The following is a 16,108-nucleotide window of genomic DNA, read 5'->3' as shown; positions in this document are numbered from 1 at the left end:
GTGACGACGTTCTTGTCCAGCGTGTCTTCGGTGGTGTCGTCCACGCCGATCAGGTTGCCGTTGGCGTCGTACTGGTTCCTGGACGTGCCGGTGTCGAACTTGCTGCTGCTGGTCGTGGTGCTGAGTTCGACATAGCCTTCGTAGCGGCCCAGGGTGACGTGGGTCGTGTTGGTGTAGTCGTCGCCCACCAGGTTTCGGTATTCGTACGCCTTGACGTTGCCCATCGCGTCGTAGCCGAGCAAGGTGCCATCTCGGCCGTAGCCGGTGTAGACGATGTCGTACTTGTGCGAGGTGCCGTTGGTCTTGAGCGCGTACTGGAACAGCAGTTGGCCGTTGGCGTCGTAACGCTGGCGACGGATCTCGAAGCCGGTCTGGTCGTCAGGCGCGAGGTTCTTGTTGAGCACGTCCGAGTAGCCGTCCCTCAGGCCCACCGGGCCTGACTGCACCACACGGCCCGCCCCGTCGTACAGGCGCTGGTCCACCTGCACGTCGTCTCGCTTGACCTCCTGCAGCCGGCCCATGCTGTCGTAGGCATAGGTCTCGTAGACCATGCCCTCCTGGCCGCTGTAGCTGTAGATGGTGTCCTGCCCCACCACCGCACCGGTCTCCGGGTCGTAGATGTCGTAGGTGGACACGTGCTCGATGACCTTGGTGCCCCAGTAGGTGTCGCTGGCACGGTTGCCGTTGAGGTCGTACGTCAGCCTGTGGCCTTGGGACTGGCCGATGTTGCCCGCCGCGTCCACGGCGTCCACCGAGAGCTGGCGATTCATCGCGTCATAGGTGAAGTACCGCGTCTGGTCCTTGGCCGTCTCGGTGGTCGCGTCGTTCACCTCGGCCACCAGCACGTGGGTCGTCACCCGCGTGCGGTTGCCCACCGCATCGTACTGGTACGTCAGGTGTGCCCGGTTGTCCGCCGAGTCCACCAGCCGGCCCAGCGTGTCGTAGCTCAGGTGGTTGTCCTGGAACGTCTGCCCGTTGCGCACCACGGTCTCACGCACGCGGTTACCTGCCAGGTCGTACGCATAGGTCGTGGACTCGCCGAGCTTCACACCGTCAGAAACAAAGCTGTTGTCGGCGATCTTGAGCAGCTGGCCCGCGGCGTCATAGGTGTAGGTGAGGTCCCGGCCAAAGTCGTGAATACCAGCGGTGCTGGTCTGGTGTGCCAGCTGGCCCGCGCTGTCGTACTGGTAGGTGTAGTCCGCACCCGCAATGTCCTTGTGGCCAACCAGCTTGCCGAAGTAGTCGGTCGTCCACGTGGCGGTGTTCTGGTTGGCGTCCTTTTCCGACTTCGTGGTGCGGCCCGTGAGGGCATCGGTCACGTAGGTGATGGTGCTGCTGGCCACACGCCGGCCCACGTCCAGCGGCTTGATGGTCTGGTAGACGTTGCCGGCAGCGTCATAGCGATAGCTGATGCTCTCGCCATTGCCGTTGGTGGTCCGGCGCTTGCGGCCAAGTTCGTCGTAGTCCACCGTGTCCGTCAGGTTGGCCTGCCTCAGCGCCGTAATCTGAAGGGCGATGTCCTGGGTCTCGTCGAAACGCCAGACCGTGACCGCGCCATTCACCGAGTTGCCGAAGGTGGTGGATGTCTGCCGGCCGAGCTTGTCGTAGGCGTAGACGGTGGTGTGCTGCGCATAGCCCAGGCTACCCACGCCGGCCAGGTTGCCCACGGCGTCCACGCTGTCCACCTTCTGTCCGAACACGTCGTAGAAGTGGGTGACGATGCCACCGTCTGCGTGGATCTCCTTGACCAAGTCGCCGTTGGCGTCCCATTGCTGCTCGTTGAGGAAGCCCCGCGCATCTCGCACGGCACGCTGCCGGCCCAGTTCGTCGTAGTAGATGGTGCTGGTGGCCGCGCCCGCGCCGTTCAGCGTGCCGAATTCAGGGTCCGGCTTGGTCTGCGCAACGATCTGGTTGCGCTGGTTGTAGCTGTAGGTCGTGATCCAGTTTTCGTTGCGCGCATCGCTCTGCGAGAGCAGATTGCCCCAACGGTCGTATTGGTAGTGGATGACGGGGCGCGGCGCATTGCTGGAACCCGCGGTCGATCCGCCCGTGCTGCCACTCACCTTCGCCGTGAACTGCCCGGAACTGGCCAACTGGGTAACGCCATCCTCTGTCAGCGACACACGATAGTCGAAGGTGCCAGACAGCGCACTGAGGTCCACCCACAGATTGGAACCCATTTGGTAAAAGGCTGATTGGGCAATCGAAACCCAGTTCTCAGTCCCAACTGGCTTGTATTCGAAGGTGGTGCTTGCGGCCGAATCGACAGGCACGCCAATGCTAATTTGCGTGCCCGGAGAGCCAAACGCCATGCTCCCATTAGGACCATAGTCAAAGAGCTGCACCCAATTGCCGTTGTTGTCTTTTTTGGAGACAACAACACGCAACACAGTCCCGATTCCCCCAGGGTTGTTCAGATGGTCGCCGTCCGAGTTGTCAGACCATGAAAAAACGGCCCCGGCAGCTGCGGTTGCTGCAGAGAAAATTTGGCTTTGCCCTCGTATCACTGAAGGCAATGAATACCAAACATAAGGGGGCGATCCCGGGCCATCGCTGTCAGGGGTACCTGGGGCGATGAGTTCTACTGCCTGCGTGGAGTATTGCAAATCAACTTTGACATCTCCGGCCCCCAGACCAAGTGTGCTGGGCCAGGAAAGCGAAACCTGATTATCCCCGACCCACCCATAGCCCATGAATGTATCTGCGTTTTCGCCGTCGCCGTGCCACTCGGTGCCTGTGGCACCGATTTGTGACGCGATACTTACAGCAGGGGCGGAAACACTCAGGGCCGCAGCGACAACATCGGTCTGCCTGACCGCTTCTTGGCGTTCGACGACAAAACCCAGCGCGTCGTACTTGATGTTGATGCGCCGGGTGTTGGTGAGGCTGGCGGCGTCCTGGGCAGTCTGCGGAATGTCCACGTTGCTGCCGCTGGCCAGCCCGTTGTTGGAGATCTCCGAGGTCTGCCGGCCGAGCATGTCGTAGAGGTAGAAATGGGGATAGCCATCTCCGGTGTTGGACTTCACCAGCCGGCCGGCGTTGTCGTAGGCGAAGTATTCGAACTTGACGCCGTTCTGCCCCCGCGCACCCACCTCTCCGAATGCGTTGTAGTAGAGGTCGGACACCATCGACTGGCCCGAGAGGGCGCTGGGCATGATGGTCTGGACCAGGCGGCCCAGCTTGTCATAGACATAGGCCGTGTACACCGCGCTCTGGCTGGTGGTGCCGGTGCCATCCAGCGGGTTGTAGTCCGTGACCATCTGCCAGGTCTTGGCCACCTTGCCGTCGATGGTGTAGCTCGAATAGTGCTGATAACCCAGCGCATCCTGCTTCTGCAGCAGGTTGCCGGAGGTGTCGTACCACATGTATTCGACACGGTCGTCGGCGCTGGAAGCGGTCACCACGCTGGTGCCCGTCACGCTCACAGGATTGCCGGCAAACGTCGTCTGCTTCACCACGTTGCCGTAGGCGTCGCGCACAAAGGCAATGTAGGGCGTGATCGTCGCACCATTCGGCGTGCTGCTTCTGGCGGGCTGCAGAATACCGGTGACACGGCCCAGCGCGTCGTAGAAACTGCGGGTGACGCCTCCGGCGGCATCCGTCGTGAAGGTCAGGTTGCCAAGGACGTCGTACTCATAGCGCGTGACCAAGGCCTGCGGATTCTCCTTGCCATACACCGCCACGCCATAGAGGGTCTCGGAGGTCTTGCGGTCCAGCTTGTCCCAGGACCAGCCGGTGTATCGGTCCTGAATGGGGTCGGCCACGGCTGCGGCATGGCCGGAGACATCGGCCACAACAGGATTCTTGTACTCGTGTTGCCCGGTCAGATGGCCGAAGGGGTCGTGATCAAAGGTCGTGAGGAATCCGCCCTCGTCCACTGTGGCCGTCTTGCGGCCGGTCTGGTCGTAGTAGGTGTAGCTGCTCTGGTAGACGTTGTGCGCGCCATCGGCGGACTGCTGCACGTCGGCCAGGCGGTCCACCTCCACCACTTCGCCAAAGGCGTTGTAGATGGTGTTGGTCTGGCCATTGGTGGTGTAGCTGCTGCCGCTGATGCTGTTGTAGTAGAAGATCGAAGGCGTGATCACGTTGATCACCCGACCCGCTTCGTCGTAGTGCATCTGCAGCAGGCGGTCCGACGAGGTCGGGAAATCCGCCGTGTGCACGATGTTGCTCAGCTCGGTCGGCGTGGGCGCGGGGTGCGCGTCCGTGGGCACGAAGGCCGCCAGCGTGTCCGATGCAAAGTAGTACTGGTGCTGCATCGTGATGTTGCCGAGCGCATCCCGAACGTATTCGGTGATGTAGCCCAGCGCATCAACATCGGCATGCAGCCGGCCCGCGCCGTCGTAGACCTTGAAGCTGTAGCCGCCACTCCGGTCCCGCGAGGCCACGGCATTGCCAAAGGCGTCGTACCAGGTCTGGGTGTACGGGCTGACACCCGACTGTTCGGCGCGGGCCGTACCACCTTGGTTGGCGGCCAGGGCCGCCGAGGTTTCCGAGTACACGGACACCGGCGGGAAGATGACCTTGACCTGCCGGTTCAGCGTGTCGTACTGGTAGCTGGTGACCCGCTGTTCGGCGCGGCCGGCGGCTTCGGTGCGGGTGGCGAGATTGCCGAAGACGTCGTAGGTGTAAGTGGTCTTCAGCGCTGCGTCACCTTGGGACTTGATCGTGATGCTGCCAGAGGTGGCCGTCACGGTTGCCAGGTTCACCACGGGCGCCAGCTCGGTCAGCACCCGCCCCATGGCGTCATAGGTGTAAGTCCAGACGTCGCCCTTCTTGTTGGTGAAGTGAAGCTTGTTGCCAGCCGCGTCGTAATCGTATTTTTCGGTGGATCCCAGCGCGTCCGTGTGGACCTTGAGGCGGTTCGCGTTGTCGTAGTCGAAGGATTCGATGCGATCGCTGGCGTCGTTCCGGGCGGTCAGCCAGGGCTGGCTGCGATCGGCGCAGGCCTGGAGGTATTGACGGACGGACTTGACGTTGCCGTTGGCGTCGTACTGGGTGTAGCTCAGCGCGCCCAGTGGATCGATCGCATATTCCTGGCGATTGGCCTTGTCGTAGGTGTAGGTCTGGACCCGGTCATGCGCCGGGTCCGCGGCCACGTCGCTGATCTTCTTGCCGGCTGCCAGCACGGCGGTGGCCACGGTGGCGTAGCGGGTCACCTGGACCACGTTGCCGTCGGCATCGTATTCGGTGTGGGTGACGGCGTCGGCACCGTCTGAAGACCAGGTCAGGCGATTGGCCGCGTCGTACTCAAAGCGCTCGACCCGATCCGTCGCAGAGGCCGACGCGTCGCTGGGCTTTTGGCTGGCCGTGATGGTCTTGGTGTAGTGGGTGCGCTTGGCGACGTTGCCGTTGACGTCGTATTCGGTGCCCGTCACCGCACCCGAGGGGTCGGCACGGTAGGTCTCGCGATTGAAGGCGTCATACGCAATGCGGGTGACCAGGTCCTCGCTGCTGGCCGTGCGCTCGTGGGGCTTGGCCTGCGGGCCGATGGTCTTCGCGTAGCGCGTGATGCGCACCACATTGCCGTTGCCGTCGTACTCGTTGTAGGTCACCGCACCGAATGCGTCCGCGGTGTAGGCCAAGCGCCCATCCTCGTCGTATTCGTAGCGGGTGACTTCGTCTTGCGCCTGCAGCGGCGAGTCGCGGAAGCTGGCATCCAGGGTGGCGGCGTCCGGCGCGCCACCGCCTGCCCACTTGCTCGCATATCGACGCTGCTGCACGACACGGCCGGCCTTGTCGTACACCAGGCCAGTCACCGCGCCACCGGGCGCAATGGTGTAGGCCAGATGGCCGGCAGCGTCATATCGGTATTGGGTGACCTTTCCGCGCGGATCAGTTTCCGACGTGAGGCGATCAAGCTTGTCGTAGGCGTAGCTGTGGGTGATGTTCAACCCACCTGGGTCACGCGCCTCCGCAGTGCGCCGGCCCAGCTTGTCGTAGGTGTAGGTCGTCACCACCCGGTTCGGGTCGGTGACGGTGAGGACGCGGCCTTCCTTGTCGTAGGTCCAATCGGTGACCTGCGCCAGGCCCTGCGGGTCCACGGTCTGCTTCATCTGGTGGCCCACCAGATCGAATTCGTAGACGGTGATGATCCCGCGCGGGTCCGTCACCCGCCACGCGCGCCCTTGGGCGTTGTACTCCCAGCGCGTGACCTGGTTCAGTTCCACACCCGCGTCAGCGTCCGTGGGGTCGACTGTGCGAGTGAGCACATGGTTGGCCGCGTCATAGGTGTAGACCGTGCGCACGCCGCGACCATCAACCGTGTCCAGCAGGTTGCCCACCGCGTCATAGTCGCGGTGTTCCACCAGGGTGCCGTTGACCCGCGTTTCGACCAGCCGGCCGTCCAGGTCATAGGTGTAGGCGGTGATGGCGCCATTGCCATCCTTGATCGAACTCACCTGACCGAACGCGTTGTGCGTGGTGGTGACCGTCACGCCTTCCGGCGAGGTCACCGTGACGCTGTCGTCCACCAGGTTGTAGCTGTAGGAGGTGACCTTGCCCAGTTCGTCGGTGCTGGTCAGGACCTGACCCAGGCCGTTGTAGCTCACCGAGTGCGTGACGGTGACGGCGCTGGCCGCACCATCCGGCCTGAAGGCAGGTGAGGTCTCGGACAACTGCCGGCCCAGCGGGTCGTAGGTGTAGCCCCAGGCCTTGCCGGTCTTGTCGACGAAGCCGGTCTTGTTGCCCGCCGCGTCGTAGGTGTAGGTCTCGACCTGGCTCAGCGCGTCAGTGTGCTTGGTTACACGGTTGGCTTTGTCGTAGACATACAGATCGGCGCGATCATTGACGCTGTCGAGCGCAACGTTCTGCGGATTGGCGCGGTCGGTGATGGGCGTGGCGTACCAGCGCACCGCGGTGAGGTTGCCGTCGGCGTCGTACTCGTTCTTGGTGACGATGCCTTGCGGGTCCACCGCATAAACCTGGCGGCCGGCCTTGTCGTAGGTGTAGGTCTGCACGAGATCCGTGGCCGGATCACCCGCCACCTCGCTGATGCGCCTGCCCTGCGCCAGCAGGGCCGTCGCTGGCGTGCCGTAGCGCGTGACGCTCAGCACATTGCCGCCAGCGTCGTACGCGGTGTGCGTCACCAGATCGGCCGCATCTGAGGACCACGTCAGGCGGTTGGCCGCGTCGTATTCGAATCGCTCCACCCGGTCACCAGAGGACGCCAGCACTGTGTCTGGGGCCTGGTTTGCCGCCACGGTGTTCACGTACCGCGTACGTTTGACCACATTGCCGTTCGCGTCGTATTCGCTGTGCGTCACCACACCAGCGCCGTCCGCTCGGTAGGTTTCCCGATTGAAGATGTCGTATTCGATGCGCGTGACCCGATCTAGCGCTGGATCGGCCTGAACGTTCTCCGGCGCGTCCGCACTGCCAATCCGGTTGGCGAACTGGGTGATGCGTACAACGTTGCCATTGCCGTCGTATTCGTTGTGCGTGACGGCACCGGACGGGTCGATCACATACGCCAGGCGGCCGTCGGCGTTGTACTGATAACGGGTTGCAGCGTAGGGCAGGGAACCGGCGCCCCCTGCTTCCCCAGTAAAGGTGAGACCAAGTACCTCGCGGGGCTCAAGATACACGCGCTTCTCAACAAGGCGCCCGTCTTCGTCGTAGGTCAGTTCCGTGACCTCTCCATCGGCGAGGTTGGTGATCGCGGCGACGTTGCCAAACTGGTCATATTCATACTGGACCGCATTGCCGTTGGGATCGATGGCAACTCTGGGCTTGACATCGCCATCATAGGCATAGGTGCGGGTGAGGTTCAGCCCGGCCGGGTCCACGCTTTCGGAGATGCGGCGGCCCAGTTCGTCATAGGCGTACTTGGTAACGATGCGGCGCGGATCGGTGACCTGCAGCACTCGCCCGCCGGCGTCGTAGGCCCAGTCTGTCTTCAGGGCCAGGCCACCCACGTCCACGGTCTGGCTGGTGGTGTTGCCCATCAGGTCAAAAGCATATTGGGTGACCACGCCGCGCGCATCTGTCACCCTCCAGGCCTGCCCCTTCCCGTCGTATTCCCAACGGGTCGTGAGATTGAGTTCCGTGTCGTTGTCCGTCGCATCCGTTGGTTCAACGGTGCGCGTGAGCAAGCGGCTCACCGCATCGTAGGTGTATGTGGTGCTTATGCCAGCCGCATCCGTGATGCTGAGTAGGTTGCCCACGGCATCGTATTGGCGCGCCTCTTGCGCTACTCCCGCAACCGAGGAACCGACCAAGCGCCCGGCGAGATCATATTGATGGTCCGTCTGAACGCCATTGCCATCGACAACGCTGGTGATCCAGCCGTGAGCGTCATGGGTGCTCTTGACAACCACACCTTCGGGAGAGTCCATCGAAACGGTTCGGGTGGCAGCGTCGTAGCTGTATTCGGTAACCAGCCCCTTCGCGTCCACCTGCGTCAAGACCTGACCGAAGATGTCATAGCTCACATATGAATTGCCATTGCCCGACGATGTCGAGATCACGCGACCGGCTCTGTCACGCGAAAGGGACTGCCAGTCATTGCCCGCAAAACCCTGATGATCAACCAGCTGTCCAAATGGGTCATAGTCGAAACTCTCGAAGAGACTTTCTCCGGAGACTGGCCCCTGCTCCGAGTGCGACGTCAGATTTCCGCGAAGATCGTATTCAAAGTCTTCCTCGCGCTTGTTGGTGTTGATGGCACCGGCGCTTTGCCAAGGCACGAGCTGCTTCGCCAACTCGCCGTACGTGTTGTAGAAATTCTCGGTGACGGCCTTGTCGGCCGTGGTGATCTTGGACAGCTGGCCACTGCCATCGTAAGCGAAGGTGGTGGTACTGTCCTTGGTCTTGTCGGATCGGGCCGCGATGGCGTTGGTCAGCGTGGTGTTCACCAGACCGCCGGACAGGCCGGCAAGCGGGATGGTCGTGCCGTATTGAGTCGAGGCCGTCAGCTGGCCGAGATGGTTGTACTGGTTCCCCTGCACCTCGCCCAGCGGGTTGACGGTGTAGCTGAGATGGCCATCGACATCGTAGAAATAAAGAGTCGCGCGGCCGGCAGCATCGGTGGCCCGGATCTGGCGCCCGGCCGCATCGTATGCATAGGTCGTGCGGCCATCGATTTCTGCCCCTCTGCTGGTGTATTCCACCAGCTTGTTGCCCCAGGCGTCGTATTCCGTGTTCGACGTCAGGCTCTCGGCCAGGCCCAGGCCTTCGGTGGTGCTGGTGACGCGCTTGGCCTGGTCATATTGGTAGGCCGTGACTGTGCCCTCGAAGTTCACGGTCTGGCTCAGCGTGCCGTCGAGGTTGTAGTAGTAGGCCGTGCGGCGATCATCGGCTGCCAGGGTGTCCACACCATCTGGCCGAATGCTCAGGATGAGGTCATCGAGATTGGAGCTCCAACTCGAGGTAAATCTGTCCAATGGGGTGCTGTACCGAGTTTGCGCCCTCAGCTGCCCACGCCCGTTGTATTCATTTCGGGTCAGGTAGCCTTCGCCATCCAGTTCACCCGTGCGCGCGCCGCTGCCATCATAGAAATACGAGATCACCTGGTCCAGGGAAGAAGGCCACACCTCCCACCCCACTAAAACATCCCAAGAGACATTCTCGGCGTGATTATACCAAGTGCTAGCCGGATAGTAGTACTGCGTCTGCTTGACCAGCCGCCCTGCGGCATCGTGGTCGTATTGCGTCACAGCGCCATCCGCCCCAATTTGCCCGATCAAAAGACCGTCTTCGTCATAGAAGTAGCGCTCAAAACGATCAGGTGGCGCTCCCAAATTTACCGAAAACACCGGTACAACCGCTTCAGGCTCGCTCCAAGCTTCGGTAATGCTCTCGTATGAAAGCTCAAAAATATTCAGCTTGGAAGTGGCAATTGGGGTGCCATACTGAACCTTTTCGACCAAACGCCCTGCGCCGTCGTAGTTATATTGGGTCAGCGCCCCGTTGTCAGCCACCTCATAGGCCAGCCGGCCGGCATCGTCGTAGTAGTTCCAGTGCAGCAAATCAGCCTGATTTCCAGCCGGTCGCAAGGCGCTGAGCTTCGGATTCAGCGCTGCCCCACTGCCGTTGACCAGCAGCGATAGATTGACGGCAGTGGCATACGTGGCGGTCTTGGCCACCCGGCCCGCCCGGTCGTAGATTGTCTCGACCAAAGTGCCGTTGCCATCCACGGTGGCCACCTGCCGACCCAGGTCGTCGTAAACCCAGAAGGCCCGCACGCCTGTGGGATCGGTGCGCATGATCTGGTGGCCGGCCGCATCGTAGGCATAGGTCGTGGCACCGGCGCCGCTGCGCGCATGGCTTACGAGCCGGCCTGCCTTGTCGTACAGCGAGGTCGCATAGGCGCCGCCCTGGTAGCTGGTGACCACTTTTTGCACGCTGTCGCTGTAAACGGTGGTCGTGACCACCCCCACCGGATCCATGACGGACAACAAGCGGCCTAGCCCGTCGTAGGCATAGGTGGTGGACGCCAGGCCCGACTGATCGCCAGCCCCGCCTTCGGCCTGGATGGTCTGGATCAGGCGGCCATGGGGATCGTAGACATAGCGGGTCTCGATGGCGCCCTGGCCGATGCTGTTGAGCTCCAGCGCGTCCTGCGCGTCAGTGTCATCTCCGCTCTCGGGATCGGGCTCCGGAACCAGCACGGAAACCGTGCTGGTGTATTGTGTCTTGGACCTCAGCAGGCCGCGGGCGTCATACGAATAATCAGTGCGCGAAGTGCCGGGCTCGTTGCTCCAGTCCTTGACCAGGTCCAGCACATCCGCCTCGGTGGGCGCATCCGAAAGCCCGTACCAGAAGGAATGCTTGGGGTAGAGGATTTCGGAGGTCCGCTGCCCATGTGCGTCGTACAAGTATTCAGTCACCCGCCCTTCGGGGGTGACGATGAACCGCAGCTGACTGGAATGGGTGTCGGAATATATGTAGTGGGTTGTCAGCTCTGGCGAGCGAGTAGCCGCCATCTGGATCTCGGAGAAACCGGCGCCTACATCACGGAATCCTGCATCGAGATAGAGCGCTTGATTCGAAAGGGAAGCACCCGCCACCCAGTCCCCATTTTTGGAGATGGAAACAAACGTGCCGTCGCTATAACTCCCAACCAACTCAAACTTGTCACCTGCTTGATATGAGATGGGGGCATCGAGCTCGATGTACTGGTCATTCGCCTTGACCTTCACAAAGCCATCTTCACCAAACTCAAGAAGAACACCTGCCGGATAGTATGCGTAGCCGGTGTCACCCAGATTCCGGGCGGAGACCATTCCGATCGTGCAGGCCTTGTTGCTCGCGTCCACGGTGAAAGCCAGCGTGAAATCGCCTTCATAGCCTTGCTGACCCCGGACTTCCGTGTCCCATTCACCGTCCGTGCCTTCGGTCTTGTGGACGGCGCCGCCGACGATGGGAGGCTTGCTCTGCAGAACAGCCGCAGCGACCGTGGTGAGCGCTGCGTGCCCGAATTGCACTTGGTCGGCTTGCGCGCCAAGGTATCCAAACGCAGAGTCCAGGTACAAGGCTCCCGATACGGTCACTTGCTTCTGAAGCAGAACATGGCCGTTCTGAACGTACTGAATGTTCGTGCCGTCGTAGATGACTTGCAGCAGGTCGCCTGCCGAATAGGCGGTGGGCGCGCCGGACGGCAGGAAGTTGATGAGCTTTCCGCTCTCGTACGCGTACAGCGTGCCATCTGCTTCGCAATAGAACGCGTAATCAAGGTTGGCAAGGGAACCTGTGGCCTGGGGGTCCGCGTTCAGGCCCAGCGCAAAGGCCTTGTCATCCTGGGCAGGCTTGAAGCTGACCTGGGCGCCACTTGTGTATCCCGTCAGGCTGTGCGCCGACGCTGTCCAGACGTCATTGGCGCCACTGGTCTTGCGGATGGAACCTTCTGGCGTGGTGCTGACCTGGTTCTCCACGATCAACGGCACCGCCTCGCCGGCACCAGGCGCACCGAAGCTGACATCGGAAATCGTCGAGCCCTTGTATTGCAGCCGCGCATCGGCATACAGGGGCTCGTCGATCTGAACCGCCTCGCTGTGGACGACAGTGCCGTTCACGAGGTAGCTGACCACGCCATCGCTATAGCTGACAGTCAGCAGGTCGCTCGCTGCGCCCTCCACGCCACCCCAGACTGTCTGACCGGCCACGATGAAGTTGACATAAAGAACTTCGGCCCAAGGGTCGTAGCTGACCTCGAACCCATACTCCACGCCCTCGCGATCTTGCCCGCGGGGCGTGACGCTCAGGCCCACCCGCGCGCCTTCACCGCTGGCCTTGAAGCTGAGAGCCGCGCCGCCTGACAAACCACGGCTGCTCTGGAAACCAGCCTCCCAGTCATCATCATCCGTCTTGACGAAGGTGTTGCCAGCAACCTCCGCCTCCCCCATGGGGAAGATGTGGGGGGTGGTAAGGAGCGATACCGTCTCGGACAGCAGCTTGTTGCTCACCGGGTCAAAGAGCCGGCGGGTCACCTGCCCCATGGCGTCAACAACCGAAACCTGGTTGCCATTGGCGTCATAGGTCATGCGGGTGGTTTCGTCAGCGCCATTCGTGACCGACGTGACGTTGCCCTGCTCGTCGTATTCGAAATGCTGCGGCAGCCCACCGCCCGCCGGCGTTTCAAGGTCGGTCAGCTGACCGTTCTCGTCGTAGTAGTAGTTCCAGAGCTTGCCCAGCGGGTCGGTCACTGTGGTGCACTGGCCTTCCGGGTCATAGGCGTAGCGGGTGGCGACGCCCAAGGCATCGGTGACGCTTGCCACGCGATAGGCGCCGTCTACCTGCACGTAGGTGAAGGTCAGCGATGTGCCATCTGTCTGCGTCAGCGTGCGCAGGCGGGTGCTGTTGCCTTCATAGGTGTAGGCGGTGACATAGACATTGCCATCGGCGACGCTGTTGTCGTCCGGTGAAAGATCAACCGTCACCGTGCTCAGTCGGTCATTCGCATCGTAGGCATACCGGACGGTGGAACGATCCACCATGGCGCCACCGGACAGCACCCGGGCTCGGATGGCCATCAGTTTGTTGCCGACGTAGTCGTACAGCAGCGCCTCTCCTGCGCTGTCGAGCACCTTGGTCAGCAAGCCGCTGGCAGGGTCGTATTCGTAGCTGATGGTGTTGCCATCAGCGTCCATCGAGGACACGAGTCTTCCGGTCGATGCGTCGTACTTGTCTACCGCGCCGCTGGAACCATCGGTTCGCTCGTATTGATTCGTGCCGGCGCCGAATGCGATGCGGTCATGCGCGCCGTCGCCTTGAGTCGACAGGTAGCAGGCTTGCTCAGGATTCCATTCATAGGTCGCCTGCGCGCCGTCGCGGCCAGTCAAGAGAATGACGCTTCCGGGCTCGTTGACCGCGCCAGTCAGTCGCAACTGCTGTGCATAGACGCCGAGCGACCAGTTGTCGCCGTTGTCATCGGTGAACTGGCCTTGGCTGTTGTAGGTGCGAAGGGCTTCTTCGTCAGGCCCCAAAGCAGCCAGATGGTCGTCGAGTCGCTGCACCACCAAGTTGCCCGTGGCGACATTGACATAGACCTGTTCGCCGTTGGCACCTTGCGTCGCCGAGCCAAATTGGCCCTGGCTGCCAAGCACGCCAGAAGAAGTGAGTTGCAAGCCGAGGCTGTTGCCACTGACGATCGCGACCATGTGACCTGTCCCTGATGAAGAAGTTGCTGCGCAGTGGCATGAGTCCGCAGCCACGCCGGACGCTTCTGCTGAGGTTCCTGCCTCGTTTGCACGCGCTCGACGGTGGCTGTGGTTCACCACTTGTTGCCAGTACTTCTTCACTTGGCGCCCGCCGTTTAGCAATCCCAAGCGTTTAACTAGGTTAATAAGCAGGTGTCATGTGCCTGGCCAGGCCCACGCGGCCTCGCTGCGGCATTAAACTTTCGCGACGCGCAGCGGAGATACTGTCACCGACGCTCACTCAAGCGTGAACGGACACGCCACACCATGACCCGAATCTCGCCACGCACCGCTGAAGATCTGATTGAACAGGGACTGACTGCGAGTCGCGCCGGTTCCGTCGAGCAGGCCATCTCACTGTTCAAAGAGGCAGCAGCGGCCGCACCTCAGTCGGGCATTCCGCCTTTTCTGCTTGCGGCAGAACTGGCCCAATCAGGCCATACGGATGAAGCAGAAGCTGCTTACGCCACCGCAGTGCTGTTGGCACCAGAACTGCACATGGCTCGCTACCAGCTGGGGCTGGTGCAATTCACGGGCAACCGTCCTGCGATTGCACTGCTGACCTGGGAGCCTTTGCTGCATCTGCCTGCGGAAAGTCCGCTGCCCAGCGTGGTGAAGGGCTTCGCGAGCCTTGCCCAGGACGACTTCGCTGCAGCTTCGGCCCAGTTCAAGCAAGCCATTGCGCTCAATCACGACAACGATTCGCTGACCAAGGACATGCAGATGATGCTTCATCGAATCGCTGCCCTTGGCGCGCCTGCGCCCGGGCCCACTGCGGCGAATGGCGAGTCGACGCCTCCAGAGCAGCTCAAAGAACAGGTCGAAGATGGCGCCCTGCATGTGCTGCTGGCCAACTACCAGCAACAGGGCCCGCTGCACTGAGCACAGCTCGCCGCCAGCCTGACCCCTGCCGTAGACATGAGCACCATTGGTCCTGCGGAACTGACCGCCTATTTGCGTGGACAGCTGAGCGCTTTGCGCAGGACGGCAACCGTTGCTCGCCCGGCCGACGGAACTGCGGGACCTGCGCAGCCGCGTTCCGCAGGGGCCGGCGGCGCGCAAAGCGGCGGCCACTGTTCAGACATGGCCACCACGTTGGCCGCAAGGGTCCTGACGCTGGACAGGATGGATCCGGACCGGCGCCGGAAGGTGTTCAGGATGTTTCTCGAATCGCTGCTGCTCGAGGAATGGGGCGAGCAACTGATCAACGATCCAGGCTTCTATCAACTGGTCGATTCGGTACACGCGCAAATGGAGGCAAGAGATGAACTGCGCCGCCTCATGGACCAAGCGGCGGATCATTTGCTAGCCCCAGGCGGCGGGCGCTGAGGCGAGCCCGCTACTGGCTTTGCATCCGAAACCGCGCCTCAAGCAAGCGTTGCGCCAGTCGCCGAATGTGATCGGCGTCGCTGCCCTGCCCGTCAAGCAGGGCACGGGCGTACTGCGCGGACATGGATTGCCTGTCCAGGCGAAGTGCAATGGCCACGTTTTCTTCCGCACTGGCCCGATCACCCATGCGGGCCTGAACCACCGCCAGCCCCCCGTGGCTTTCGGCAAAGTTTCGATCAAGCGACAGGGCATGCTGGAAGACCGCGAGTGCCGACGTCGGATCCCCAGACAGCAACAGGACCCAGCCAAGGCCATGCCAAGTGCCGATGTGGGCAGGCATGAACCGCGTTGCCTTTTCCAGGCTCGCCCTGGCCGTGCCCAAATCGCCGACAAGCATCTGCGCAAATCCGACTGCTGACCATGCGCGCCCATCCTCAGGACTGACTTCCAGGGCGGACGTGGCCAATGCAATGGCCCGCTCAGCATCGCGATCCAGCAGCATCAGGCTCGCTCGGCAAACCAGAGCCTCGAGATGCCGTGGCATCTGCCGCAGCGCCGCCTCGGACCACAGCCGACTTTCCGTCGTTGCGCCGGCATCGAGCGCGGCCAATGAGGCGACGCCGGCGGCATCCGCACTCAATGACTGGCTCTGGTCCCAGCGCCTGGCGAACGCGAGTGCTTCATCCAAGCGATCAGTATGGTGCAAGAGACGCAAGCCCAGGGCCTGGGTCTCTGATGCAACCTGGGAGGCACGCAGCAAAGGCAAGATGCCTTGCACGCCCTTTTCCAGCTCGCCGGTTCGCAAGGCCACGTATGCCAGATCGTGCTGGATCGCGGCGACCAACGCCGGCGTGGCCGTTTCGGCGAGCAGCAAGGAAAGCAGTTCATGCGACTCACGCCATTGATGCTCCGCAATGTGCAGGTGCGCAGCTTTCAATTGCCAATCCTGCCGTTGCGCCCCCGAGCTCATTCCCGCCTGCACGTGTGCCCAGGCCCGACTGTGCTGTCCCGAGCGAAGAGCGACCTCATAGGCTTCCGCTCGAAGCCCGTTGTTGGTGGGGTCCTGCTGAAGAAAGGCTTCGAGCTGGGTCAGCGGGTCTGAGGACTGAGAAGTGGACATGTTGAAAGAGCGGTAAAGAAAA

Annotated in this window: 4 protein-coding genes; 2 read left to right on the top strand and 2 right to left on the bottom strand. The window is 62.0% G+C overall.

Features of this window, described 5'->3' with window-relative positions; translation table 11 throughout:
* A partial coding sequence (locus tag AC3WR5_RS28755) for a hypothetical protein (RefSeq protein WP_492488945.1) occupies positions 1-13,598 on the bottom strand: 13,598 nt, incomplete at its 3' end.
* 306 nt (positions 13,599-13,904) lie between these two features.
* On the opposite strand from AC3WR5_RS28755, the gene AC3WR5_RS28750 reads away from it, so the two are divergent.
* Together AC3WR5_RS28750 and AC3WR5_RS28745 are read left to right on the top strand one after the other, a co-directional pair.
* Positions 13,905-14,519 (top strand): hypothetical protein, encoded by a 615-nt coding sequence (locus tag AC3WR5_RS28750; protein ID WP_492488943.1) that lies wholly within the window; start codon positions 13,905-13,907, stop codon positions 14,517-14,519.
* A 36-nt stretch (positions 14,520-14,555) separates the two neighbouring features.
* Positions 14,556-14,966 (top strand): hypothetical protein, encoded by a 411-nt coding sequence (locus AC3WR5_RS28745; RefSeq protein ID WP_492488941.1) that lies wholly within the window; start codon positions 14,556-14,558, stop codon positions 14,964-14,966.
* Between the two features lie 10 nt (positions 14,967-14,976).
* Here the strand turns inward: AC3WR5_RS28745 and AC3WR5_RS28740 are convergent, their stop codons facing one another.
* Positions 14,977-16,086 carry a tetratricopeptide repeat protein gene (locus AC3WR5_RS28740; protein WP_492488940.1) on the bottom strand — a complete coding sequence of 370 codons (1,110 nt, stop codon included), beginning with the start codon at positions 16,084-16,086 and terminating at the stop codon, positions 14,977-14,979.
* Positions 16,087-16,108 lie beyond the last annotated feature (22 nt).

Source organism: Ideonella sp. FW305-24 (genome assembly GCF_058788035.1).
Note: the sequence above shows the minus strand (reverse complement) of the source record. Positions and strands in the feature narration are given on the sequence as shown.